This is a genomic window from Mesorhizobium sp. 113-3-3 (assembly GCF_016756495.1).
Taxonomy (GTDB): Bacteria; Pseudomonadota; Alphaproteobacteria; order Rhizobiales; family Rhizobiaceae; genus Mesorhizobium.
Map to the genome: position 1 here is coordinate 6,607,863 of NZ_AP023243.1, position 24,530 is coordinate 6,632,392.

18 protein-coding genes and 3 pseudogenes are annotated in these 24,530 nt (G+C 59.0%); 10 read left to right on the forward strand and 11 right to left on the reverse strand.

All coding sequences use genetic code 11. From position 1 onward, the window contains the following. Positions 1 to 22: 22 nt before the first annotated feature. The 3 genes from JG746_RS31830 to JG746_RS31840 form a co-directional block, all read right to left on the reverse strand. Positions 23 to 937 (reverse strand): HpcH/HpaI aldolase/citrate lyase family protein, encoded by a 915-nt coding sequence (locus JG746_RS31830; RefSeq protein WP_244730580.1) that lies wholly within the window; start codon positions 935 to 937, stop codon positions 23 to 25. A 130-nt stretch (positions 938 to 1,067) separates the two neighbouring features. Then, positions 1,068 to 2,219 carry a CaiB/BaiF CoA transferase family protein gene (locus JG746_RS31835; protein WP_202324122.1) on the reverse strand — a complete coding sequence of 384 codons (1,152 nt, stop codon included), beginning with the start codon at positions 2,217 to 2,219 and terminating at the stop codon, positions 1,068 to 1,070. Between the two features lie 16 nt (positions 2,220 to 2,235). Beyond that, entirely contained in the window at positions 2,236 to 3,489 is a 1,254-nt protein-coding gene (locus tag JG746_RS31840; RefSeq protein WP_202324124.1) for a methylaspartate ammonia-lyase, read from the reverse strand. 356 nt (positions 3,490 to 3,845) lie between these two features. On the opposite strand from JG746_RS31840, the gene JG746_RS31845 reads away from it, so the two are divergent. The 9 genes and pseudogenes from JG746_RS31845 to JG746_RS37340 all read left to right on the forward strand — a co-directional run. Further along, positions 3,846 to 4,680 (forward strand): IS5 family transposase gene (locus tag JG746_RS31845; protein WP_202324277.1). Its coding sequence is split into 2 segments (ribosomal slippage): positions 3,846 to 3,992 and positions 3,994 to 4,680, totalling 834 coding nucleotides; the frame shifts between segments, so codons are not numbered across the junction. 143 nt (positions 4,681 to 4,823) lie between these two features. After that, on the forward strand, positions 4,824 to 5,276 hold the full coding sequence (gene tnpA, locus JG746_RS31850; RefSeq protein WP_202324126.1) for an IS66-like element accessory protein TnpA: 453 nt from the start codon (positions 4,824 to 4,826) through the stop codon (positions 5,274 to 5,276). After that, a complete protein-coding gene (gene tnpB / locus JG746_RS31855) occupies positions 5,273 to 5,626 on the forward strand; it encodes an IS66 family insertion sequence element accessory protein TnpB (protein WP_127420643.1) in 354 nt (117 codons plus the stop codon). The genes tnpA and tnpB overlap by 4 nt, the downstream gene beginning before the upstream one ends. A 64-nt stretch (positions 5,627 to 5,690) precedes the next feature. Continuing rightward, positions 5,691 to 7,343, forward strand: coding sequence for an IS66 family transposase (tnpC, locus tag JG746_RS31860; RefSeq protein WP_202324128.1), 1,653 nt, complete (start codon positions 5,691 to 5,693; stop codon positions 7,341 to 7,343). Between the two features lie 175 nt (positions 7,344 to 7,518). Continuing rightward, positions 7,519 to 8,556 carry an IS110 family transposase gene (locus tag JG746_RS31865; protein WP_120019414.1) on the forward strand — a complete coding sequence of 346 codons (1,038 nt, stop codon included), beginning with the start codon at positions 7,519 to 7,521 and terminating at the stop codon, positions 8,554 to 8,556. A 729-nt stretch (positions 8,557 to 9,285) separates the two neighbouring features. Then, positions 9,286 to 10,524 carry an ATP-grasp domain-containing protein gene (locus tag JG746_RS31870; protein WP_202324131.1) on the forward strand — a complete coding sequence of 413 codons (1,239 nt, stop codon included), beginning with the start codon at positions 9,286 to 9,288 and terminating at the stop codon, positions 10,522 to 10,524. Between the two features lie 499 nt (positions 10,525 to 11,023). Further along, positions 11,024 to 11,536, forward strand: coding sequence for a GNAT family N-acetyltransferase (locus JG746_RS31875; RefSeq protein ID WP_202324133.1), 513 nt, complete (start codon positions 11,024 to 11,026; stop codon positions 11,534 to 11,536). Between the two features lie 90 nt (positions 11,537 to 11,626). Further along, a protein-coding gene (locus tag JG746_RS31880) for an IS3 family transposase (RefSeq protein WP_202324135.1) occupies positions 11,627 to 12,756 on the forward strand; the annotation gives its coding sequence in 2 pieces (ribosomal slippage) (positions 11,627 to 11,885 and positions 11,885 to 12,756; 1,131 coding nt in all). Between the two features lie 417 nt (positions 12,757 to 13,173). After that, positions 13,174 to 13,418 (forward strand): annotated as a pseudogene (locus tag JG746_RS37340) (IS5/IS1182 family transposase); the annotation flags it as partial. Positions 13,419 to 13,482: 64 nt separating this feature from the next. Here JG746_RS37340 and JG746_RS31885 read toward each other — a convergent pair. Then, positions 13,483 to 14,612 (reverse strand): IS3 family transposase gene (locus JG746_RS31885; RefSeq protein WP_202324135.1). Its coding sequence is split into 2 segments (ribosomal slippage): positions 13,483 to 14,354 and positions 14,354 to 14,612, totalling 1,131 coding nucleotides; the frame shifts between segments, so codons are not numbered across the junction. An 86-nt stretch (positions 14,613 to 14,698) separates the two neighbouring features. Between JG746_RS31885 and JG746_RS31890 the strand changes: the two are divergent. Further along, positions 14,699 to 14,952: pseudogene (locus JG746_RS31890) on the forward strand (IS5/IS1182 family transposase); the annotation flags it as partial. 33 nt (positions 14,953 to 14,985) lie between these two features. On the opposite strand, the gene JG746_RS31895 reads toward JG746_RS31890, so the two are convergent. The 7 genes and pseudogenes from JG746_RS31895 to JG746_RS31925 all read right to left on the reverse strand — a co-directional run bounded on the left by JG746_RS31895 (position 14,986) and on the right by JG746_RS31925 (position 24,497). Then, complete coding sequence (locus JG746_RS31895) at positions 14,986 to 16,119, reverse strand: serine hydrolase domain-containing protein (protein ID WP_202324138.1); 1,134 nt, start codon at positions 16,117 to 16,119, stop codon at positions 14,986 to 14,988. A gap of 281 nt (positions 16,120 to 16,400) precedes the next feature. After that, positions 16,401 to 17,648, reverse strand: a complete 1,248-nt coding sequence (locus tag JG746_RS31900; protein ID WP_202324140.1) for a Zn-dependent hydrolase — start codon at positions 17,646 to 17,648, stop codon at positions 16,401 to 16,403. A gap of 171 nt (positions 17,649 to 17,819) precedes the next feature. Next, positions 17,820 to 19,244: a M20/M25/M40 family metallo-hydrolase gene (locus JG746_RS31905; RefSeq protein ID WP_202324142.1), complete on the reverse strand. Its 1,425-nt coding sequence runs from the start codon at positions 19,242 to 19,244 to the stop codon at positions 17,820 to 17,822. A gap of 202 nt (positions 19,245 to 19,446) precedes the next feature. Continuing rightward, positions 19,447 to 19,791: pseudogene (locus JG746_RS31910) on the reverse strand (ABC transporter permease); the annotation flags it as partial. A gap of 5 nt (positions 19,792 to 19,796) precedes the next feature. Continuing rightward, complete coding sequence (locus tag JG746_RS31915; protein WP_202324147.1) at positions 19,797 to 21,395, reverse strand: ABC transporter substrate-binding protein; 1,599 nt, start codon at positions 21,393 to 21,395, stop codon at positions 19,797 to 19,799. 70 nt (positions 21,396 to 21,465) lie between these two features. Further along, a complete protein-coding gene (locus tag JG746_RS31920; RefSeq protein WP_202324150.1) occupies positions 21,466 to 22,872 on the reverse strand; it encodes an amidase family protein in 1,407 nt (468 codons plus the stop codon). 68 nt (positions 22,873 to 22,940) lie between these two features. Next, a complete protein-coding gene (locus JG746_RS31925) occupies positions 22,941 to 24,497 on the reverse strand; it encodes a serine hydrolase domain-containing protein (protein WP_202324151.1) in 1,557 nt (518 codons plus the stop codon). Positions 24,498 to 24,530 lie beyond the last annotated feature (33 nt).

Sequence of the window (24,530 nt, forward strand, 5' to 3'; positions counted from 1 at the left end):
TAGTCTGCTCTAAATCAACCGTTCAAACACCCAACTCGGCTTTCGGACCCATGGCGATTATTTCACGGGCCCTCCTGACAACCGGGGCATCGACCATCTTTCCTTCCAAGGCGAAAGCACCTCTGCCCTCTGCCGCAGCATCCCTTTCGGCCGCGAGCACGCGCCGGGCCCACTCGAACTCCTCTGCGCTAGGCGAGAAGGCTTCATTCAGGATGGCAACTTGTGTCGGATGAATCGCCAACGCTCCGACGAAGCCGAGCCGCCTTGCCTGTATGACGACATCGCGGAACTTCTGCGTGTCAGAGAACTCCCCGATACTTCCAACGAATCCCAGAGGCAGCAGACCGCTCGCGCGGGCGGCGAACAAGACCGAAAGGTTCGGTCCTAGAAGTAGCTCCGGATCTGGTGTCCCGCCAACGGCCGCGCTGAAATCTTCCGGGCCAAGCGCCATCGCGGCCATCCGGGGATGGGCCGAAGCTATTGCCGCGAGTCTCGCCAATGCCCCCGGAGTTTCGATCTGGGCAACGAACCGAACGCTTCTCGCGTCAAGTTTCCTTTCGTGCTCAAGTTCCGTCACGGCATCAGCGACTTCCATCACCCACTCGGCCGACTCCACCTTGGGAAGGACAAGCGCGTTGACGCCTGCGACAACCGCTGCTTCAAGGTCGACAGCCAGCGCGCGCAGGCCACGGTTCACGCGGACCAAAACCGACGCACCGTTGCGACCCACTTTTGTCACGGATTCTGGGAGCTGCCGCCTTGCCTGGCCCTTCTGATCCTGGGGAACAGAGTCCTCCAAGTCGAGAATGACGCCATCTGCACCCCGCTCATGAGCCGTCTCCACAAAGCGCGGAACGTGAGCGGGAACGAAGAGCAGGGATCTCCAGCGGGGTACAGACATCGTGTTTTCAACGGCCGGAAAGGTGTCCTTGATCATGGAGTCGCCTCTGCGATCAATCTTAGCGAGCGTGACGGCAGTACGCTTGCTGGATAGCCGATGCGCTGGGATGATCCGAGGTACACAGACTCTTCGTAACTCGCGAGCCCACTCACCCTCAAACGCGCACTCACGCTGACGCGGCTTTTGTGCGCAAGCCTGCTCCAACCTCTTCGCGGACAGCCTCGGTATGGGCGCCGAGAGCCGGAACTGGCCGCAGCGAGGGGCGCTCAGAGTTGAAGATCGCGGCTGGGGCTATCGTCTCGACGGTTCCTTCGGGTGTGCCAACCTGCACCCTGCGAATGTGTGGATGCTTTGAAACTTGCGCCACTTCGTTCAAACGGCCATACGCCAAACCGGCTGCCTCAAGCTCCTGCATTGCTTCGTGGCAGGATAATTCGGAAAAACGCAATTCAATGATCTCATCAAGTTGCGCCCGGTGACCGAGACGCTCCATATTATCGGCAAAACCAGGTGCGCGTGTGAGCGCCGCCTGCTTTAGGAATTTCTCGCAGAAATTCACCCATTCGCGGTCATTCTGAACCGAAAAGATAACCTCTTTGCCATCGGCACAACGATAGGCGCCATACGGCGCAAGCGACGGGTGTTTCACGCCGGCGCGTACCGTGTGATACCCGCTGTAGTCGTTTTGCAGAACTGGCACGTTCATCCAGTCGGCGACGGCATCGAACAACGAGACATGTATGCCTGCGCCTTCACCTGTTCGTTCGCGGTGGAACAGTGCCTGGAGGATGGCGCTATGCGCCGTCATGCCTGCCGAGATGTCGCAAACCGACACCCCTACCCGCGCCGGACCCTGTTGTGTCCCGGTGATCGCGCATAGACCTGTTTCGGCCTGGACGATCAGATCATAAGCCTTCAGGTGGGAAAACGGCCCCCCCTCCCCGAACCCGGAGATGTCGCAGGTGATGAGGCGCGGAAAGCGTCGGCGAATATCCGCAGACCCGAAACCCAGTTTTTTGATGCTGCCCGGCTTCAGATTCTGGATGAACACGTCAGCACTAGCAATAAGCGTGTCTAGGACGGCGCGATCCGCCTCCGATCTCAGGTCCAGACAAACCGACTCCTTACCCCGGTTAAGCCAAATGAAATAGGCACTTTGCTCCCTCACCAATTTGTCGTAATTCCGCGCAAAGTCCCCTTCGGGCCTCTCGATCTTGATGACTCTGGCGCCAGCGTCCGCAAGGCGAGACGATGCGTAAGGCGCAGCTACAGCCTGCTCCACGGCAACGACGGTGATCCCCTCAAGGCCGTTCAGCATGGCGACACACGGCTCTTCATCCAACTTGTTCGACATACGCCCGACGACGGTTCAGCATCGCGAATAACCGGCTCTGTTCGTTCCCAACGATGGAAAAACCCTCGTCGACACCCATTCCGGGCTTTGCGAGCATCATGTCGGCCTGGGTCGCTACCGAAACGTGGACTGAAACCTGGGCGGAGAGATCCGTCTCGGTACAGCTTCCCCCTACATATGCCCCTACCTTGTTCGCCTTGCAGATGAGAACTGCGCGCGCCGTATCGGCGATTGAGCCGACGTCTGGCGTCTTGATTTGGACCAGATGCGTGGCCTTCGCTTCGGCAAAGAGCCGAATATCCTCAAGCGTATTGCATCTCTCATCCACGACAATGCGGGCGCTGGAACTCCGGTCATCCAGGATCGATACAATTCGAGCGTAGTTATCAATTTGGGCCTGTGTGGAACCAAAATCGGCCGGGCACTCGATATTGAGCGTAAAACCCGGAACGGTATCGGCAACCCTGCAGATAAAATCGGCGATCCGTTGCGGCTCCAGGCCGATTTCCTGCCCTATCCAACCATACACATCGAAATGCAGCACCGGATGATACTCTGGGCGGCCGATTTGGCGCGTACGCGTTGCAACCCACTTCACGAAGTCCATGAAGGTCTGGCCGTCGACGCCGAATTTCTGCCGCGAGTTGATCAGGCCGTGGGGAAGAACATCGACGGACCTCAGAATCATCTTGTCGACATTGATTTCCCGCGCATCGCCACTCTGACAGTAAATCGGGACACTGCGCGTTGGCAGCGGTTGGTCAAATTCAGTGCAGATGACCTCCGCCATCGTGCTGCGGTGAAGGTGGGCCGCAGTTCGAAGCAATGCCTGGCTGACGCCATACTCAATCGCGAGAGGTAGCCGCTTGTGTTCGAAGGGCTCGAAAACCTTCGCGCAGGCTTCTAGGTAGCGGGATGCATCAACATCGAGAAGCCGCGGCGCGACAACGCGCGACGTAAAATCCGAGGTTTGACTGGCGTCGAACACAGGATCGCGTCCGGCGGCACCAGAGTACTGGACGTTCATCATGTCGCCCCAAACAACAGTGTCGTCGGTAAGGACAAGCCCGAGGCTGAGCGAGGATGCTGGAATGCGGATCGAATTGAACCCATGCGTTGTCGGTGCGCCGAGATAGATAAAGCCGTCCTGCGTCGCGCCCGACCTAATGGCTTCCTGATCGTCATAGAAAAAGGCCCCATTGCCCGGCGCGAGAAGGATGTCTTTAATCTGCATTTGGTGGAACTCGGTTTTTTCGGTGGATATTGATTGGCATGGAGTTCGGACCGCTCCCCACTAAATGCGCCACTTGGCCTTGAGTTCGCCAATATAATGTCCGGATTGGTGCTATCGCGTTTTCAGATGGCTGGCGCCTGCGAGGAGGAGACCACCGCCGCCACCGAGACTTAGCTATTGCCCCCTATATCCGCTTACAACTGCAAAGTCTAAGGGCCGCCGATCGTGATGCTCGTCGCGCTCGACCATGATCTCTCAGAGCCTGACCCGAAACTCGGGATTGGGCGTGGAAGCGGTTGAGTGGCCCCGTCCGTTGTGATTCGCTTGAGTTGTCTAGACTTGAGCAGGATCACGACATGGGTTGGACGGAGGCCACCCGCCGGCAATATTGCCGCGCGGGGCAGCGGGATGCAAACGCGTTGACGGACAGGGAATGGGCGTTGATCGAGCCGTTCATGCCTGGAGCGAAGGCGACAGGACGACCGCGGACGACCGAGCTGCGGGGCAGTCGTGGACGCGCTCCTCTATATCGCCTGGACGGGCTGCCAGTGGCGGGCATTGCCGGACCGCTTCCCGCCGGTTTCGACGGTTCAACGCTATTTCTATGCCTGGCGAGACAATGGGCTGTGGAGGACCATCAACTTCCACCTGGTGGCCGCGGCACGCCTCGCCCTCGGTCGCGAGGCGAGCCCGAGCGCCGGCGTCATCGACAGCCAATCGGCAAAGGCCACGGACGTTGCCGGTCTGCGTGGCTACGACGCCGGCAAGAAGATCAAAGGCCGCAAGCGCCATATCATCACCGACACCGAGGGGCACCTGGTCGGGCTGACGGTGCATACGGCCGATATCCAGGACAGGGATGGGGCAGTCTGCGTCATCGCCTCCATTCGACAGCTTTACCCGTGGTTGCGCCATCTATTCGCCGACGGCGGTTATGCCGGAGAAAAACTGACGCAGGCTCTGGCCGATCTGGGCACGTGGACCATCGAAATCATCAAGCGCTCCGACACGGCCAAAGGCTTTGAGGTGCTGCCGCGACGATGGGTCGTCGAGCGAACTTTCGCCTGGCTGGGACGTTGTCGCCGGCTCGCCAAGGACTTCGAGGCGACCATCGCCAGCGCCGAGGCGTGGATCTTCATCGCGTCGATCCGCCTCATGCTTCGCCGCAGGGCAGCTCCGCGTCGTGCCTAACCGAGTTTCGAGTCAGATGGGGTGATTGGGGTCTCGACCGAGCCAGATGATGGGTATGCGCCGCCCACACCCCATTGATTTCGCTTGTTTCTGAACATTGAGGTTTCTGCCAGAAGGTTTTCGGCAGGAGCTGGAGATTTGGCATGGCGGATGGCGAGGGATTTGTTGGGCGATGCGAAGTTGTCGAGCCTCGTCGTGGAAACCGACGATGGCCTAATGATCTGAAGGCGCGGATTGTCGCGGAGAGCCTTCAACGCGGTGCGCGGGTTGTTGATGTTGCGCGTCGTCATGATCTCATTGCGCATCAGCTTTCGGACTGGCGACGGCAGGCGCGTCAGGGTCTTTTGGCGCTGCCTGCGGAACTGATGCCGGTGCCTTGCGAGAATAGCGGCCCATTCGAGCCTGCCTTCGTGCCCCTGGCGATTACGACGGAGCCGAAGGAGGCTGCCGATGCTTTGCCGGTTCCGGAGCCGGTCGAGATCACTTTGGGGATCATGACCGTGGAAATAGGCGCAGACCTCGTGGTGAGGGTTCCCGGCGATGTGCCGGTTGACCGGGTTGCGGCCTTGGTGCGTGCGATGCGCGGGACGGCATGATCGTCGCGGGCCAACGATTGCCGATCCTGATCGCGACGCGGCCGGTGGACTTCCGCTGTGGCCATCAGGCGCTGGCATTGATGGTGCAGACCGAGTTGAAGCTTGATCCGCATTCCGGGGTCACCGTGATCTTCCGGTCGAAGCGCGGGAATCGTGTAAAAATCCTGGTGTGGGATGGCACCGGAATGGTGCTGACCTACAAAATCCTGGAACAGGGCAGCTTTGCCTGGCCCAAAGTGCAGGATGGGACGATGCGGCTGTCGCGGGGGCAGTATGAAGCTTTGTTCGAAGGTCTCGACTGGCGACGCGTGGTAGCGCAGCGGGTAGCGCCGCCCGCTGCGGCAGGGTGACTCACCCGTTCGGTTTTGGCGTTGTTTTATTGGGCTTTTTTGCTTCGATTTGCTACGAAGGCGCATGTCTGCGCCCATTGATCTCAGCCAGTTCCCGGACCTGCCTGCAGAGGTGGTGAACGCCTTTGCGGCCGTACAGTTCGAGCTGTCGGTCGAGCGTGCGGCCCGTCAGCATGAGCAGGCGGTGGTGGCTGAAAAGGACGCCTTCATCACCGAGTTGAAGGAACTGATCGAGAAGCTGGAGAGCCAGGTTCAGGACTACCGCCGCACGAAGTTCGGGCCGAAATCGGAAAAGCTCGATCCGACGCAGATGGAACTGGCGCTGGAGGACCTGGAGACGGCAATTGCCGAAACACAGGCCCAGATCGCCTTCGTCGAGGAAAAGATCGCGGCCAGCACAGCCAATTGCGAAAAGACTGCTTCACGCAGGCAACGCAAGGCGCGTGCTCTGCCCCAGAGCCTGCCGCGCGTCGAACAGGTGATCGAGCCTGATAGCATTGCCTGCCCCTGTGGTTGCGGCAACATGGTCCGGATTGGCGAAGACCGGACGGAGCGGCTCGATCATATCCCGGCGCGCTATCAGGTGATCGTCGCGATCCGCCCGAAATATGCTTGCCCCAAGGGGCGCACGGGAGTGGTTCAGGCCAGGGCGCCGGCGCATTTGCTGGAAGGTAGCTGGCCGACCGAAGCCCTCTTGGCGCAGATCGCCGTGTCCAAGCATTCCGAACACATGCCGCTGAACCGGCAGGCCGCGGTCATGGCCCGACACGGAGTGCCGATCGACCGCACGGTCCTGGCCGACTGGCTGGGTCGGACGGGCGCCGTGATCGCGCCGGTGGTAGACCACATGGCCATGATCCTGAAACAGGGTAGCTCACGACTATATGTCGACGAGACCACGGCTCCGGTGTTGGATCCCGGGCGCGGCAAGACGAAAACTGGCTATCTCTGGGCTATTCTGCGCGACGACCGCGGCTGGAACGGATCTGCGCCGCCGGGCGTGGTGTTCCATTATCGGCCTGGGCGTAAAGGTGAATATGCCGCAGGTATCCTCGACGGCTTCAACGGCACGATCCAGGTCGATGCCTATGGCGGCTACTCCCACCTCGCAACGCCAAAACGCACGGGCGGCGATCCGTTGAGGCTGGCCTTCTGCTGGGCGCATGGCCGCAGAAAACTGATCAAGTCCCAGCCGAAGAAGGGTTTGCCCATCGTCGACGAGGCGTTGTTGCGCATCGCCGCCCTCTACAAGATCGAGGACAGCATCCGAGGTTGTGACCCCGATCATCGCCGGGCTGTCCGCCAGCACCTGTCCCGCCCCCTGGTGGACGAGTTCTTCACCTGGCTGACAGTTCAGGCCGCGCGCGTATCGCGCAAGTCCGACCTCGGCGAGGCCATGGCCTATATGCTGAAACGCCAGGTCGGCTTCCGGCTGTTCCTGAACGACGGCCGCGTCGACATCGACTCCAATCTCGTCGAAAACGCGATCAGAAGTCCGGCCATGAACCGCCGCAACGCTCTCTTTGCCGGCCATGATGAAGGCGGCCGTAATTGGGCCCGTTTCGCCAGCCTGATCGGCACATGCAAGATGAACCGCGTTGAACCATACGCCTACCTGCGCGATCTCTTCATCAGCCTCGCAAATGGCCACCTCGCCAAAGACATCGACGCCCTCATGCCCTGGGCCTATGCGCAACGGATCAGCGCATCACAATGAGCACGTCCGGGATTCCCCAACGTGCTCATAGGACCAGCTGCAAGCGCTCCACCTGACCGTTGCAACAAGAAAATCAATGGGGCGGAGACGTCGCATACGATGATGGCGGCTGCTCCTGTCGAAATGTGAAAACGTGGTCGATATGAGTCGCCACAAACATTTGGAAGGAGCAGCCATGAAGTACTTTGCCGGACTGGACGTGTCTTTGGAAGAGACCTCTATTTGCATTGTCGACGAGACTGGCCGGATCGTGAAGGAGGCGAGAGCGTTGAGCGATCCGCAGGCATTGTGTGACGCGCTGAAGGGGACCGGCTTGCCGCTTGAGCGGATCGGCCTGGAAGCGTGCTCGCTGACGGCCTGGCTTCACGATGGACTGCACGCCGAAGGCTTGCCGGCGACCTGCATCGAGACGCGGCAGGCCAACGCGGCGATGAAGACGATGCCCAACAAGACCGACCGCAATGACGCCCGCGCGCTGGCGCAGATCATGCGCACTGGCTGGTATCGGCAGGTGCATGTCAAGAGCAGGCAGTGCCGGCTGTGGCGTTCGCTGCTGGTTGCCCGCCGCACGGTGCTGAACGAGATGCGTTCGATCGAGAACGTAGTGCGGGCGATCCTGCGCGAGGCCGGCGTCAAGCTGGGCCTGCCGTCGCGCAGCGCGTTTGCCGGCCGCGTGCGTGAATTGACGGGCGCTGACGCCGAGGTGATGGCGATGGTCGAGCCGCTGCTAGCAATCCTCGGTGTCATGTTGAGAGAGTTCGCCCGCCTGACGAAGCAGGTTCTCGACATCGTCCGCAATGAAGAAGTCTGCCGGCGGCTGAAGAGCGCGCCGGGCGTCGGGCCGATCACCGCGCTCGCCTTCCGCGCCACGATCGACCGGCCTGAGCGGTTCGGCTCGTCGCAGGCGGTGGGGGCGCATCTGGGACTGACGCCGGCACGCTACCAGTCCGGCGAAACCGACATCCAGGGAAAGGTCAGCCGATGCGGCGACGAACTTGCACGCACCGCGCTTTATGAGGCGGCCCACACACTGCTGGTGCGATCGAAGAAGTGGTCGAGCCTCAGAGCATGGGGCATGAACATCGCCAGGCGGCGCGGCATGGCACGAGCCCGGGTCGCGGTCGCCCGCAAACTGGCCGTCATTCTGCATCGCATGTGGGCCGACGCGACCGAGTTCCGCTTTGGAAAGGAGCCTGTTCACCTGGCCGCGTGAACTGAGACAGATCGAGGAGCAAGCAACACGAACAAAGCCTTCGCCCGAAAGGGCGATGCCCGGATCGTTCCCTGGGGACGATGGGCGAGGCGATCTCGTTGAGAGTCCCGAACCTGCCGGCCCAAGCGCGGCAAGGTCGTGAAACGGATTGAGACGCCTTCGCTCTCCTGACCCCATCATGCGGCGGCCCAAGCGCTGACCGCGAAGAGAAGCGAGTGACCCACGGAACGGTCCAGAAAAAAGTGCAGGAGCATCTTGACCAAAACGACCCCAATCAGAGAAGGCTCTCAGATCGCTCAGGCTGAGATTGCAGGCTCGGGGTAGTTCCTGCCCGCCTATGCATCCAACCTTAGCGCTAATAGAGCGATTATGGAAAAGTGACGTCCGAGTCCGAGCATGTCACCCCAGAATCACTATGATAGGAACTTCCGCGTCTACGCCGTAGCCTCATGCGTTTCTTCAAATCGACCATGCCACACACCGGAAGACCATCCGCTACGTCGTCGACGACAACCTCGTTATCGTTCGGTCCGGCAAATTTCGGTTTATTGGGCAGACGGGTAAAATGAAATTTGAAACAGACGCTTCAAATAACTTCACAGAATCTTTGCAACCGAAGATCACAGACGATGGTAAGTTCCCCGCGAGATATGAAAGTGACGTGCAAAATAAACTGACCCCGTTTGCTTACAGCCACACACACCAATAACCTTCTGGAGTCCAAGTAAAATGGAACGAAGAACTCTTATCCTTATTGAAGGCGGAGCAGGGCGTTGTTGTCTACTATACGTCGAAGCGGCCAAGAGGCTTGGTCTTTATCCAATTAACCTGTCGTCATACCCGGATAAGCAGGACTTTCTTGTTGCGGGATGTGAGACAATCCGAGTCGATACAAGCGATCTCGATGCACTGGTCCACGAATGCACCCGGTTGCAGGACACCAATGAAATTGCTGGCATTATATGCGCCGAGGAAGAGGTCTATGCGACGGTTGGAAAGCTCTGCCAGTATTTCGATCTACCGGGGCCGAATCCGGGATCGATCGAACGATGCTGCGACAAATTTGCTCAGCGCCAGCTCCTCGCGGACGCCAACATTCCGATACCTGCTTATCGCTTGGCAGCAAATGCGAGGGACGTGAAAAGCTCTGCTGCGGAGATCGGCCTGCCGGTGGTGCTTAAGCCAGCCGTCGGTAGCGGCAGCATTGGTGTCCGACTGTGCCGCACCGTCGACGAGCTAGATGAACATTCGACCTATCTATTGGGCGGGAAGCACGTATGGCAATCTTCGCCAAAGATACTGGTCGAAGAGTTCGCGCAAGGTCCCCTTTATCTCGCTTATACAATGGGAGACGAGGTCGTTGGGATTGGCAGCGGTGACTTCAGCCCCCCACCGTATTTCGTCTGTCGTGAGACTATCTTTCCGGCCGTGCTGACTGATGATGAGCATAAGCGTATCGCCGATGTCTCTCTGAGCTGTTTGCGAGCTCTCGATCTTGGCTGGGGGCCAACGAACATTGAACTCCGGCGAACGAAGCTTGGCCCAGTCGTCATTGAAGTCAATCCGCGTCTTGCCAACGCGCCCCATTCCCAACTCATTCAACTGGCTTACGGTATCGATCTAATCACCGAGCACATCAAGCTTGTCATCGGCGGCAAATGGAATTTGCGCAAACGGCGTTCGCACTCCGCAGCGGTGCGGAGCCTACTTCCTGATCGCGATGGCATCCTCGATTGGATCCGTGGCGACAGGCGGGCGGCTGCTGTATCAGGTGTGGCCGAGGTGAAACTCTTTGTTGAACCAAAGACGCCGATCGTCAGGAAAGGCGATTACCGTGACAAGATCGCATATATCGTGGCCGCTTCACCCAGCCATGCTCGGACGGGGGCGATACTTCAGCGTGCCGTCGACTCAATAGATTGGTCGATCACACCATTTCCGGCTCAACCCTCGGATAATAGCATCTGATCTGCATTCTACCTTTGGGGCGCCGCCAGACTGAGGATGGTCCATAGCCGAACGAGATCCTCCATGACGATCAATGTGGGATAAGTCCACAAACAACAGGAAGCGGAATTCACTTGTCGTTCAGCCGCGTTCCGCGTCGTCGATTTGCCGCCATTTCGGAATAACTTTCCGGTTGGCACGGCACTTGATCATGTATCCGCAGAATGTCATCGACCCAGGAGAAAGCGACTTCTCGGCTCACCTCGGCAATGTATATTCGTCACGATTTTGTCTTAATTTTATAACCCGTTGACTTTGATCGAGTAATTGTGTAGTTATTGAGTATCGACACAGGATTCTGCACATATTATAACAGGTACTCGGATTTTATCTTGGTTAATTCTTTACAACAGCGCGAGTTCTACTTCAACTGTAAACCACCTTATTCCAAGTCACGCATCCCTATCACTTTTGCCAGTTGCTTTTGGTGTATATCTCTCCAATTTGAAAGGAGCCTTACATGAATATAGAAACGGAACGCTTATTCATGCGCCCAATACGTCCTTGGGACGCCGATGCACTGCATCGCCTGAGCTGTGATCCGTTAGTGTTCGAATCGTCTGTCGAAGGAATTTCGCCAACGCGGGAAATGTCTGATGCGCGGCTGTCCCTTTATCTTCATGAGTGGGATACCTACGGGTACGGATTCTGGATGGTCTATGAACGAGAGGACAATGGCGATTTGCGCTTCGTGGGGCAGTCCGGGCTGCGCCGCTTCGATGAAAATGACATTCAAACCGGATGTTTCTTGTTCGGAGCCCGGTGCGGTCGAGGGATTGGGCCGGAAAGCATTAAGCCAGTGATTGAATTCGCTTTCGCAACCCAATCTATCGATCGGTTGGTCTCTCTCGTACGCCCGACGAATATTCGATCTCTCAGAACGAAAACCGCGCTGGGCTATTCCTTTCTTGGGCCGGTTGTCGTTGATGGAACGGATTATATGTTCTTTGAATTGCGCCGTCCGCCTGTGTGATGCTCAGAGGTGGCTCGGCAAAAATGGACAGGGTGATACGTGGAATTTCTGCCTGAGATCGGCATGAGTGCCGGAACAGGAGAATCACGAATGAGCAGACGCCCACGCCGGAACCACAGCCCGGCTTTCAAGGCGAAAGTTGCGCTTGCGGCGATCAAGGGAGAAAAGACGCTGGCCGAGCTGGCGCAGCAATATGATGTGCATGCGAACCAGATCACGGATTGGAGAAAGCAGCTTCTGGAAGGGGCCTCGAACGTGTTTGGCGCGGCGGAGAAATCGGAGCCGACGGTGGACATAAAGGCCCTCCATGCCAAGATCGGAGAGCTGACGCTGGCCAATGATTTTTTAGGCTCGGCGCTCGGCAAGGCCGGCTGGTCGGGGAGCGCAAGACGATGATCGACCGGGAACATGAACTGCCGATTGCCAAGCAGGCGGCCGAACTGGGGATCAGCCGCGGCAGCGTCTACTCCCTACCCAAGCCGACATCGGCGGCAGACCTGAAGCTGATGCGGCGCATCGACGAATTGCATCTGGATTACCCGTTCGCGGGCAGCCGCATGTTGCAGAAGCTTTTGAAGCGCGAAGGCTATGAGACGGGTCGCCTGCATGTGCGCACCTTGATGAAGCGCATGGATATCGAGGCGCTCTACCGCAAGCCGCGCACTTCGAAGCCGGGGGACGGGCACAAGATCTATCCGTATTTGCTGGGCAAGCTGGCGGTGACGCGGCCCAACCAGGTCTGGGCGACGGACCTGACCTATATCCCGATGGCCCGCGGCTTCTGCTACCTGGTTGCTGTCGTCGACTGGTTCACGCGCAAGGTACTGAGCTGGCGGCTGTCGATCACCATGGATGCGGCGTTTTGCATTGAAGCCCTCGAGGAGGCGCTGGCGACATACGGCAAGCCCGAGATCTTCAACTCCGATCAGGGCAGCCAGTTCACCAGCCATGACTTCACCAAGGTCCTGCTCGACCGGGAGATCAGGATCAGCATGGATGGCAAGGGCGCCTGGCGCGACAACGTCTTCGTCGAGCGTCTCTGGCGGTCGGTGAAATATGAGGAGGTCTATCTCAAGGCCTATGACAGCGTTCGCGAAGGGCGAGCGTCGATCGGAAAATATCTCGATTTCTACAATCGGGGACGCCCGCATTCCAGCCTTGACGGCAGAGCGCCAGATGAGGCCTACTTCACCCCGCTACCGCTTCCCGAGGCGGCCTAACCATAGGCAGTGTTCCACTTATAAATCGGGAATTCCTGTCCAAACAAACCGAGCCACCTCTCTCAGCAAACTGCCCTTCGGGCTCAGAGTTGTCGGGTCAGGCCACGAATTGAATCCTACCATGGCTGTTTGCGGGCTTCGGCCAGGCGAAGACCTGCGAAGCGTGATGACGGTCGAGCGCTGGCTGGCCGCCGGCGGCGAGCCCGAGCACCGGCGGCCGCCCGCACGTCACACCTGTATCGATCCCTCGCGACTATCTTGAACGGCGCTGGCGGGATGGGCGGCAGAACGGTGCTCTCCTATGGACCGAAGTCAAATAGCGCGGCTTTGACGGCGGCAAGGCAACCCTTTATCCATGGGTGGCCGCGCGTCGGGAGAAGGCTGCGCGTGAAACGGCGGCGGCGCTAGCGCGGCCGCCGCAAGATCTACAGCCTGCACGCTCACGAGGTCGAGAGCATCGGCATGGCAAGGGGCATGCCGCTTACAGTCTCGCTGGCTACGACGCTGCAGCGCTCAAAGGGCGGCCAGTTAGCCCTGCACGCGAAAGCGCTGCCGGGCAATCCTTTTGACGGCCACGCCTCGCAAGCGTCATCCCCGACATGGAGAAGACCATCGGCAACGAGATGGGCCGCATCCACGTCGATGCAGGCTATCGTGGCCACAAGAGAGGTGGCTCGGTTTGTTTGGACAGGAATTCCCGATTTATAAGTGGAACACTGCCTATGGTTAGGCCGCCTCGGGAAGCGGTAGCGGGGTGAAGTAGGCCTCATCTGGCGCTCTGCCGTCAAGGCTGGAATGCGGGCGTCCCCGATTGTAGAAATCGAGATATTTTCCGATCGACGCTCGCCCTTCGCGAACGCTGTCATAGGCCTTGAGATAGACCTCCTCATATTTCACCGACCGCCAGAGACGCTCGACGAAGACGTTGTCGCGCCAGGCGCCCTTGCCATCCATGCTGATCCTGATCTCCCGGTCGAGCAGGACCTTGGTGAAGTCATGGCTGGTGAACTGGCTGCCCTGATCGGAGTTGAAGATCTCGGGCTTGCCGTATGTCGCCAGCGCCTCCTCGAGGGCTTCAATGCAAAACGCCGCATCCATGGTGATCGACAGCCGCCAGCTCAGTACCTTGCGCGTGAACCAGTCGACGACAGCAACCAGGTAGCAGAAGCCGCGGGCCATCGGGATATAGGTCAGGTCCGTCGCCCAGACCTGGTTGGGCCGCGTCACCGCCAGCTTGCCCAGCAAATACGGATAGATCTTGTGCCCGTCCCCCGGCTTCGAAGTGCGCGGCTTGCGGTAGAGCGCCTCGATATCCATGCGCTTCATCAAGGTGCGCACATGCAGGCGACCCGTCTCATAGCCTTCGCGCTTCAAAAGCTTCTGCAACATGCGGCTGCCCGCGAACGGGTAATCCAGATGCAATTCGTCGATGCGCCGCATCAGCTTCAGGTCTGCCGCCGATGTCGGCTTGGGTAGGGAGTAGACGCTGCCGCGGCTGATCCCCAGTTCGGCCGCCTGCTTGGCAATCGGCAGTTCATGTTCCCGGTCGATCATCGTCTTGCGCTCCCCGACCAGCCGGCCTTGCCGAGCGCCGAGCCTAAAAAATCATTGGCCAGCGTCAGCTCTCCGATCTTGGCATGGAGGGCCTTTATGTCCACCGTCGGCTCCGATTTCTCCGCCGCGCCAAACACGTTCGAGGCCCCTTCCAGAAGCTGCTTTCTCCAATCCGTGATCTGGTTCGCATGCACATCATATTGCTGCGCCAGCTCGGCCAGCGTCTTTTCTCCCTTGATCGCCGCAAGCGCAACTTTCGCCTTGAAAGCCGGGCTGTGGTTCCGGCGTGGTCGTCTGCTCATTCGTGATTCTCCTGTTCCGGCACTCATGCCGATCTCAGGCAGAAATTCCACGTATCACCCTGTCCATTTTTGCCGAGCCACCTCTCAAGCGCCGCGTCACACCGGCCATCAAGCGCCAGATGCGCCGCCGCTCGGCGATCGAGCCTGTCATCGGCCGCATCAAGGCCGAGCACTTGGGATGCAACTACCTCGCTGGCGAGCAGGATGACGCCGTCAACGCCATCCTAACCTCCGCAGGCTACAACTTCTCGCTGCTGCTAAACTAGTTCAGGCAGCTTTTTGGCTGCTCATCGCGGCGCTCAATTGCCTGACAAAACCTCTCGCAGCCTATCCGCCTTGACTCCCGAGGGAGCGGGCACAGCCGAAACGAGCGCTAAAGGGTTGCGGCATTGCAGAAAAGGCTTTCGATAATAACCTCTCTGCTGTCACCAATGTCGTCTCCATTGAAGTATACGATCGCGCCAGTCCCGTCTTTTTCACGGAAGCCCATATGGGTCCTAATACCGGGATCGCTGCCAGCGTGTCCCCAAATGACATCACCATTTGCAAGGATGAGTTTGTGCCAGCAGAGAGGGCGACCATCGTGGACTTCAGAGATCATCAGGTTGATGGTTGACTCTTTCAACAACTGAATTCCGCCTCGGTTTCTATAAGTGGCGAGGAAGAGCGACAGTTCCTCGACGCTTGTGCGCGCTAGCCCCTCCGGATAGGTGGGGTAACCGTAGAGGCAATGCGGCATGCGGCCTCCCGGCGTAAGCTCATCAATTGTCAAACCGGGAGCTGGTAATAGGGAGGAAAATGATTGCCTGCCCTTATCCAACTTTTCTTTGGTGACCCTGCCATAGAGAACCGCATGCCGGTCAACATTGATATCACGCACATACCAGCCAGTGCTGTTCATGCCCAAGGGGGTGAAGATGTGGTCGGCGCAATAATCGGTGAAGCGCGTGCCAGTCACGCACTCAACAAGATGGCCGAGCAGGCCATATGCAACATTGCAATACCCGCCGGTCTGATCCGGTTCGAGTATGCCGGGCACCCACCCATGGAAATTGTCGTCGGCGTCATAATACGCCCCTCCTGGCTTTAGGTATGCCTCGAGCCAGTCGCCAAGCGCAGTCGTCGGATCGCCGCAGGCGTAGGTACCCCAGTAAGACTTCCCATCCCGGATTGACGAACGATGATTCAAAAGCCGCCGTGCTGTGATGGCCATCGACGGGTGTTTCGGATTGACGACCTGATAGGGAAAATACCTACTGATATCTGTATCAAGGTCAATTAACCCCCGCTCCCAAAGCTGCATCACGGCTGTTGCCGTAATGGTCTTGGACACGGAACCGATATTCATGATGGTTTTGGGCGTCATCGGAACTTTGCGTTTCACATCTGCCCATCCATAACCGTTTGCCCAAACGAGCTTGCCATCTTGCACGATCCCAACTGCTGAGCCTGGAATCGAAAACTCCTTGAGCTTTCCCTCGATGACCGCATCAATCGATGATCGCATAGATGTTTACTCCTTCACGAGAACCGCCAAATCCTAAAAGAATGTCTGGGAAATCGAGGTGCCGAAATCGCCGCCGAGGATGCGACAGCCCAATGCAGGACCTCGTCCGAGGACGGCGATTGTTCCGTTGGTTTTCAATTGCCGCGGAGTTTACGTCAAATTCAGTCTGTGTATCGAGGTCATCTGGTTTTCAGATGGAACTCAGATTATTCTGTAGTATTGCCGGGCGGAATCCCGATTGCGAAATTCAGCCAGGTGTCAAGGCGTTGTACAGGACCCGCTTAGCTGCGGAGTCCAGATTTTCCGTCGCCACGCAGGATCATCTCGGCGGCATCAGCCAGCACCTGGCAGCCGAGCACAAGGTCGGCATCCTCGGTATTTTCGGTCCAATGATGGCTGATACCGCCAATGCTTGGGATGAAAAGCATAGCGGACCTCAGTTTGCGCGCCACGACCTGTGCGTCGTGACCAGCCCCACTTGGCATCCTCACATAGGCGTTGGGAGCATGGCGCGCGGCTGCGTTCTCTATTGCGTCCTGAAGGGCCGGATCCATATGGCATGGTTTGGAGGCCTCGGTCTGCTCGATCTCAGCATGGCAACCGGTTTTAATCGCGGTCTCCTCAACCGATTCCTTTATCACCGCATCGAGGCGCTGTAGCACCGGCATCTCAGAATCCCGGAACTGGAACAACATTTCTGCCTTCCCCGGAATTATGTTGGGAGCGCCCGGGTCAAGGCTAATGCGGCCTGTGGTCCACACGGAATGCGGGCCGGCCACTTTAGGAAAGCGATCGGCAATAGTCGTCGCCAGCATCGCTGCTGCGAGTCCGGCATCCTTCCGGATAGCCATGCGCGTCGTGCCAGCGTGATTCTGAATGCCGCGAAAGACGATTGAATACTGCCAGATCCCGACGATGCTCGTAACCACACCGATCTGGTTGCCCGAGGCTTCCAGCGCGTCGCCCTGTTCTATGTGTGCTTCCAGATATCCGACGTAGCGGTCCGGCTCCACCGTAGATCGGGGAACACCTGCTAGGCCGGCTGCACGGAGCGCGTCCCTGAGCGGCAGCCGGTCATCGACATTCGCCGCGCGATCGATCTCTGCCTCGTCGATATCACCGACGAATGAACGACTACCGAGCATTGAGACGTAGTGACCTTCTTCATCCGCCCACGCCACCGGGGCGATGGGGAGGTCTGCGCAGTCTGGGGTTTCCGCAAAGGTCCGGGCGATCTCGAGCCCGTAGATCACACCGAGCGCCCCGTCGAGCCATCCGGCATTATTCTGGGACTCTGCGTGCGACCCGATCAACAGCGATCGCCGGTCCGACCGAGGCATTCCGAACACGTTCCCGACTCCGTCGATATGCGCCTGAAGCCCTATGGCTTCGTATTGCTGCGCAAGCCAGCGGCGGCTGTCGATGTCCTCCTTCGAATAGGTTGGACGATGGACACCCGTCTTGTACGCGCCGAACTGCGCGAAACGACTGAGCTCCGAGAGCAACCGTCCGGCGTTGATGTTTGGCATCTTCTGTACGGTCCTTTTAGTTGGCGCGGAACGCAGCGGAGTGCAGCCGTCCGTTCCGACGGGTGTGTCGACCTTGCTCTGGCTGGATGACCGTGAAATGCATGCCCGAGAGGCGGGCAAGTTCATGTCGGCGCAGTAACCGAAAGGCGCACGATTATCCAATCTAGTTACTCATCTCTTACGAGTTAGACTAGAGGCGGATTGCACCCCACCGACCCCGCGCTCTGGAAATGGCAACGAACCAAGCTCATGCAGTAATGCAGCGCCTGTGCGAATCCCGCTATAGAAGCAGCTGAGCGTTAGGTTCTCGTTCGGCGCGTGGTTGGCTTCGTCGTAGTTTGCGTAAGGCGTGTCGAAAGCAGGAATGCCAAGGATCTTGGTGAATACATAATTAGGGAGAGTGCCGAACCCTGCGGGGACCAGCAAAGGCTCCTCCCCTTGCGCAGCGACAAAAGCACGAAAAAGCGGCGCGGTGAAGGGGGAGGCAATGGGCGTTTTGGAGGGAAGCATGCTCCCATGCGCTATGAACTCCACTTCGGGCGCGTGTTTTTCCACATGGGCAGCCACCTTGCGCAGGATGTCCGCGGGGTCCTGTGCTTCCACGAGCCGTATGTCGCATTTCACGAAGGCTTCGTTGGGCAGAACGCTCTTGCTACCAGGCCCGCCATAGCCGCCATGGAAGCCATTGATCGTCAGCGTCGGGCGGAAGCACAGGCGCTCGTAGAAAGCCCGTTCCGCCGGCGCGTCAAGTCGCGCAAGGTCGAGATCACGCTTCACAGCCTCGACATCAAGAGGTAATCGCTCGACCGCGACCAATTCCTCCTCTGACGGTGGTTCGATTTCATCGGCGAAACCGGCAATGGTGATTTCACCGTCGGGATTCTTCATGGTGCCTAGCAGGTGCACCAATGTCCAGATTGGATTGGGCACGACGCCGCCGAAGTTACCAGAATGCAAGTCACTGTTAGCATGGCGGCAACGCAATTCAAAGGATACCTCGCCACGCGAACCGAACTTGATCACGGGCGCACCGCTTGCATGACGCGGGCCATCGGCGGTGACGGCAAGATCAGCTTTTAGCGTTTCCTTGTTGGCACGCACGAAATCGGCAATGTGCGGGCTGCCGATCTCCTCTTCGCCTTCAAGCAGCAGGATGACATTGCAGGGCAACGCACCATGCACCTTGAGGTGGGACTCGATTGCCAGGATCTGCGCGAAATGTTGTCCCTTGTTGTCGCCCACCCCGCGTGCGTAAAGGCGCCCGTCACGGATGGTCGGCTCGAAGGGCGGCGAGAGCCATTTGTCGATCGGGTCAGCCGGCTGCACGTCGTAGTGGCCGTAGAGCAGAATGGTCGCCCTGCCCGGCGCCTTCTCCCAGCGCGCTATCACCATCGGGTGCCCGTCGGTCGGCACCAGGCTGGTCTCGAGCCCGATCCCGGTGAGCATCTCGACCAGCAGCGCGCCGACTTCGGCGATGCCGATATTCTCGGCGCTTATGCTCGGGTGCCGAACGTAATCGATCAGGCGATCAAGGAAAGGGGTGCGGTTCGCTTCGATATGCTCGAAAACGGCGTTCAACAGATCAGAAGAGGTCAAATCCTTGCCTGTAAGAAAGAGGGAAGACAGATGTACGGGGTGTTCTCAGCTGGCAGGTCGCTGCTGCAAGCATGCTAACGATCATTTAGATGACACGCGCTCATTCGCCCAGGTCCAACTTCCTTCAGTGCTGGGCGCTCGGTCTTGCAATGAGCAAAAGGCGCCCGGGGCGCGACCCCTCGCCGTGGCCCGAAGCCATGGTCGATAGGCTGGCCGTCATCGAAACGATCATCGTCAAGATCGACAGGGAAATGGTTGGCTCAAGCCGCTGAGAGATGAGCTCAAGAACGGGTCGTCCCGCAGAGATAGAGGTCCCGACGTCGCCGCTGAGGATGCTGACAGCCCAATTTACGAACTGAACCGGTCGCGGCTCGTTGAGTCTCAGCTGTTCGTGGATGTCGGCGATTATCTGTGGCGTGCCCTTGTTGCCGGTGATGATGGTTGCCGGGTCACCAGGCGCCTGCCTGAGAAGCAGAAAGACGAAAATCCCGACCATCGCCATGATGGCGATGGCCGATACCATCCTACGAAGGATGTAAGTGGCCACTGCGCTCAGGCCTTCCGCATGTTCCACATCGGAGTTTCCTCCGGCATGCCGATCAGGCCGGTGAGCGTCTTGCGGCGTGCGATTGGCGAGACAACTGCACCCAGCAGAACGAGGCCCACGAAATTCCAGTATTCGTGTTGCATCTTGCGGGCCAGCGCTTTGCGCTCTTCGGGCGTTTCGACATCCGCCCACTTGGCGCGAAGAGCCTCATATTCATCGCTCTTCGGCCAGCCCATCCAACCCTCTTCGCCATTCGCGCTTAGTACGGGGTTGCCGGCCGGATTGCTGAAATAAAAGTCGGAAGCGTTCGTCATGAATATGCTCCAGCCGCCGCTCTCAACCGGGCCCTTGTTCCTTATGCGGGCAGACTGTCCGGCCCAGTCGCCCGGCGCAAGTTCGGCATTGACCCCAATCTTGCGCAACGTCGCCGCCAGCAACTGCGCGGCGTTGCTGTTCCAAGCTTCGTCCGTCGGTTGGATAATAATGACCTTTTCACCCGCGTATCCCGCCTCCTGGAAAAGCTGCTTAGCCCTTTCAGGGTCCCCACCCTTCTTATACCACCCTGTATTTTCGTCGTTGGAATAGGGCGTATGGTTTCCGAATATCGAAGTGACACTGCTTAGGTATTCTGGGGGGAACGTGGTGCGCATCATTGCCTCCTGATCGATCAGGTGAAGCATCGCTTGGCGCGCTTTGACGTTGTCGAACGGCTTCTGCAGACAGTTCATACGCATGAACTGTACATTGCCCGCCTTGTACAGAACCTCGAGTTCAAGGTTGGGATCGCTCTTGATCGCTGGATAAAGATCGGCGGGCGGGCTTGAGAGGAAATCGACCTCGCCCGACTGTAAGGCCGCGAAAGCAGTCTGCTGATCGGCAATATTATCCCAGATGACGCGATCGACGTTCACGACCTTCCCGCCGGAGAATCCGTCTGACGCTTCGCTGCGTGGTACGTATTGTTCATTGCGATCGTAGGTGAAGCTCGCGCCCGGCTTGGCAAGAGGATCGTTGAACTTGAACGGCCCAGATCCGATATTTGCGTTAACCTGTTCGGTGGCGGGGCGATTCGCGTCCTTCTCACGCATGATGAACGGCACCGGTCCGGCCGTTTTTGCCAGCAGATCGATTACGAGCCCCAGCGGCTCCTTGAGTGCGATCGTGAAGGTTTTGTCGTCGATTTTCGAGATGTCGCTCGCCCGCGCCATGATCAATTGTCCGCCGGGATCCACCTGGCCCCAGCGACGGATCGATGCGACACAGTCCGCCGCAGTGACGGGAGTGCCGTCGTGCCAGCCCAAGCCATCCCGGAGCTCAAACGTATATTTCTTCTTGTCATCGGAAACGCCCCATTTCCCTACCATTTGCGGCTGAGGCATCAACTTGGTATCAAGCGCAAACAGCGTGTCGTAAATCGCCATGCCATGGTTGGCGGTCGTGGTAGCCGTCGAAACGATCGGATCGAAGACGCTGGGCAGATCCATAACCATCCGGACCGTTCGCGCAGCGGTTGGCCCTGTTTGTGCTCGCAGGACTGATGGGATTGATAGAGCCGTTCCGGCAGCCAAGCCTACCTTAATGAGGTCGCGTCGAGAGATTGTCATGTTCCATTTCCCCTTTGCTGGTTAGTGGCGCGGTTGTTCCGCCCTTTCGATATTTCCTAAAAGTAACTAGTTAGAGCCGCGGGCGCTTATCCGCCCAGGGCTGGAGCTGTTCGAACGCTGCCGAGGCCTGCAGCACACCCAGATCGTCGAAGCGTTTGCCGACTATCTGCAGACCGGCCGGCAGCCCGGCCGGGGTAAAGCCGCATGGCACGCTTGCCGCGGGGTTCCCAGAGAAGTTGAACGGGTAAGAGAACTCCGCCCACCTTATCCAATCCCAAGGATGCGTCTCCCAATGGTCGGGCATCAGCTTTTCCGCCGGGAAAGCCGCGACCGAGACGGATGGTGTCAACAAGAAGTCCCAATTCTGGAACCAGCGATGCATGCTCGCGACGTAGACCATCTTCCGCCGTCGCATCTCCTGGTAGCGAGCGATGGAGACGTTCTCCGAATGCCTGATGCAGGCGACAAACCCAGGGTCCATCTCCGCCTCCCAGTCCGGAAGGTACTGTGCGTTGGCTGCGTAGTGCGCGGACCAGAAAAAGCGAATCAGCTCTGGCCCTTCCTTTGCCCAAGGGGTCGGCACCTCCTCGACGATTGCCCCAAGTTCCGAAAAGCGTGCCGCCGCCGCCTTCACTAGCTCCGCGATTTCCGGATCGACGCGGGCGAAACCCAGATCGGAGCTGTAGGCAACGCGCCTGCCCTTAACGCCATCTCTCAGCCGGGCAAGATAGTTGGCAGGCCCCGCCTCGAGCGACGTATAATCGAGGAAGTGCGGTCCGGCCATCACCTCGAGCATCAGCGCGGCGTCCGCGACCGTCCGTGTCAAAGGCCCGATATGGGAGGCAAGGTCAGTTGCGGGAATCGGATATAGCGGCACACGCCCGAAGGTGGGCTTCAGTCCGAACACACCGCAGAAATGCGCGGGCATGCGGACGGACCCCGCTCCATCACTGCCTTGGTGCAGTGGCCCAAAACCTGCCGCCGCCGCAGCGCCCGCGCCAGCCGAGGATGCACCGGCATTGTAGCCGAGCTCCCACGGATTGCTTGTGATGCCCGTTAATGGACTGCGCGACACGCCGGTCCAGCCAATCTCAGACACTGTGGTCTTGCCGAGGAGGATCGCGCCCTCGTCCCGAAGGCGCGGCACGATCGGCGTATCCTCGGTCGGCTGATTGCCAGCGAAAATCTTACTGCCGTATTGGGTCGGCATGTCTTTAGTGATTTGCACGTCCTTGATCGTGGCGGGCACGCCATGCAACCGGCCGATTCGCGTACCGCTCATCAGAGCGGCTTCCGCCTTCTTCGCATCATCCATCGCGCGATCTTCGGCTAAGTAAGCGAAGGCGTTTAACTTGGGCTCGACTGCGGCAATGCGGGCCAGCAGCGCGCGCATGTACTCAACCGGCGAAATCTGTTTGGTGCGAATAAGCTCGGCCAGCTCGACGGCTGGCATGAAGCCGATGGTATCAGAGTCCATGCGATCAGCTCTTTCTAATTTGATCGGTAGAACACAACCAACCGAAGAAGGCGTGCCGTTGGTGTTGCTCAGGCGTGCGTGAAGCGCAGTTTCTTGATACGGCCCGAGTTTATCTCGAAACCGTCTGCTGTGACGCTCAACGTCGCATTCCAAGTCAGGCCGGGGCTCATGTCGGTGTCGGGCTGGAGCAGGAACCAGAGATCGCTGTCAGCGGCGACGATGGGCGCATTCATGGCGCCGAGATCGGAGCGCAGGCGGAACATGCCACGCTGCGCATCGCCATCGATCTCGACCTCGATGCCCTGCGCCGTGTTGGCGTAGCGTCCAGCGAGAGGGGTGGCGGCCGTCGCGTCCGGGTCCAAGGGTGCGTAGACCCTCGGCGTGCCGCAGAACGTGCCGTCGATCTTGCCGTCCGGCCGTGGACTGAGAACCAGGTCAGTGATCGAGCTTTCGGGCTTGGCGCCGCCTGGATGGCCGAAATCGAAACTGGTCCCACCACCGGAACTGAGGAAGGTGGGCACGCCGTTCTTGGCGATGATCTCGAACACGTCCTGGCCGCCTTCCTGCCGGTAGCGGCCGGGAGCAAGCCCGATCGGCGCCGGGGCTGCGTTGCCGAAATAGATGTCGGCGATGCGGCGGGTGGCTTCGAAGGCGGCGACCTGGTCGTTGTTGGCGACAATGACGATGCCGAGGCCATCGTCGATGAAGCGCATCGATTCCGATTCGCCGCCGGCAACTGAGCCACCGTGGCCGACCGCGCGGCGGCCGCGATAAACGTCCGTCACCAGCCCGAGTCCATAGAAGCCTGTCGCGCCATTATCGAAGACGCAAGGCGTTGCCATGCGTTGATACATTTCCGGCGTGCCGACTTTGGGGTCGATCAGGTTCTGCTGCCAGAGCACCATGTCGTCGAGTGTCGAAACTATGCCGCCCCCGCCGCCATATTCCATCCCCCAGCCCAGATGGAACCAGGCGTCAGCCTGCTTGGTATAGTGCGCGGCCAGCCGTTTCATCACTGAGCCGTCGCGCAACATGAGCGAGGTGTCGTACATGCCGAGCGGGCCAGTGATGCGTTCGCGCAGTACCTCGTTGAAGGTCGCGCCTTCGATCTGCTCGATGATGTCGAACAACATGAAGAACCCGGAATTCGAATACATCATGGCACTGCCGGGCTTGAAGTTGAGCGCGTCCTGCCTGGCGACAACATCACGGGCGGTCTGGCGACCTGACGGAGCGAAGAGCGACAGGCCGCCAAAGATCATCCCCTGTAGATAGTCTCGGTAGCCGCTGGTGTTGGAGGCGAGTTGCCTGAGGGTGACCGGGTATTCGAGCCGGGGCACATAGGGCAGGTGCTTCTGCACCTCGTCCTCCATGCTCAGCTTGCCTTCTGCCTCCAGCATCAGGATCAGCAACACCGTGAACTGCTTGCTCTGCGAACCGATGCGGATGATGGTCTTTCGCCCCATCGTGATGTCGTCGTTGATGTTCGCCAGACCATACGCATTGGCGAAAATCTCGCGTCCATTCTCGGTCACCGCCACGACAGCGCCAGGCATTTCCGGCCCGCTGAACTCGCTGAACAATGCGTCGACGCGCTTGGCAAAATCGGCGCGGAACCTAGTCATGATTGTCATTCCTCGGTGGTGATGCCGGTATAT